The 1083-nt window shown below is 65.8% G+C and carries 1 protein-coding gene; it reads right to left on the bottom strand.

Annotated features, from left to right (window positions below; all coding sequences use genetic code 11):
* Positions 1 to 30: 30 nt before the first annotated feature.
* On the bottom strand, positions 31 to 993 hold the full coding sequence (locus OC610_RS27860; protein WP_264432794.1) for an EamA family transporter: 963 nt from the start codon (positions 991 to 993) through the stop codon (positions 31 to 33).
* Positions 994 to 1083 lie beyond the last annotated feature (90 nt).

The following is a 1083-nucleotide window of genomic DNA, read 5'->3' as shown; positions in this document are numbered from 1 at the left end:
GGCGGGAGCAAGCTCCCTCGCCAAAAGCATTCAGTTGTGAGCTTTCACCGGCGCCTTGACCCGCTCAACCTTGCGCCACGTCAGCAACACGATGCCGGTCACCACGATCGCGCCGCCCAGGATCTGCCCAGGGTTGAGCATCTGGTCCAGCACCAGCCAGCCGATCAGCAGGGTCGCCAGTGGTTCGATGTTCATCACCGGGGCGTTGCGCGGCATGTCCAGGCGGGGCACGCACATGAACAAGACGATGAAGCCGGTGCCATAAAGCACCATCAGGGTGGCGAGCGCCAGCCAGCCAGTGCTGCTGGCGGGGAAGTCGAGGCCGCCGGGCAGGGCGCCGGTGAGGCCGGCGAGGTTGACGCTGCTGAACACAATGAAAATCGTCAGCAGGCTGCGTACCGAACCGCGCACCTGGGACAACTTATGATCGGTGATCCACAACGCGCACGCGAAGACGCACGCGGCGCAGAAAGCCAGGCCAACCCCCAGCAGCCATTGCGGGCCGACATCCGCCTGGGACGCCAACCGCGTCGGCACCTCCAGCACGAACACCAGGCCCACCAGGATCAAGCCCATCAGCGTTGCGGTACGGGCAGTCGGGCGCGGGCCGCCGAGGGCCCAGGTCAACAGGGCCAGGAGGATCGGGAACACGTTACCCACCAACAGAGCCAGCGCCACCGGCACCCGGGCCACGGCGGAATACAGGCACAGGCTTTGGGCGCCGATCAGCAGGCCCAACGCCAACTGCCAGCGCCAGGCGCCGGGCGGCAGGCGCAAGCTCTGGCGTTGCCACAACACCATCGCCGCCAATACCAGCAACGTCCCGCCCGAGCGCAACAGGATCGCCAGCAACACGCCGGCCCCGTCATCGAACGCCGCCCGCGCGGCGACATGGTTGCCGGCGAAGGCGCAGCCCATGCAAAGCAGGATGAGCACGGCGATGGGGCGGGGGAATGGAATGGGAACATTGGATGCGGCGATGGAGCGGGTCATGGCAGGACGTCTCAAAAGGAGGGCGCGAAACAAGCCCTATTAGCGTAATGCTGTTCACTTAAGAAAAAGGGTGTCCCGTGGCGAGGGAGC

Source organism: Pseudomonas agronomica (genome assembly GCF_025917275.1).
GTDB classification, from domain to species: domain Bacteria; phylum Pseudomonadota; class Gammaproteobacteria; order Pseudomonadales; family Pseudomonadaceae; genus Aquipseudomonas; species Aquipseudomonas agronomica.
Note: the sequence above shows the minus strand (reverse complement) of the source record. Positions and strands in the feature narration are given on the sequence as shown.

What these genes read in the sequence shown, in the direction of transcription:
- OC610_RS27860 (WP_264432794.1), bottom strand. Translation starts at nt 993, where the DNA reads ATGACCCGCTCCATCGCCGCATCCAATGTTCCCATTCCATTCCCCCGC.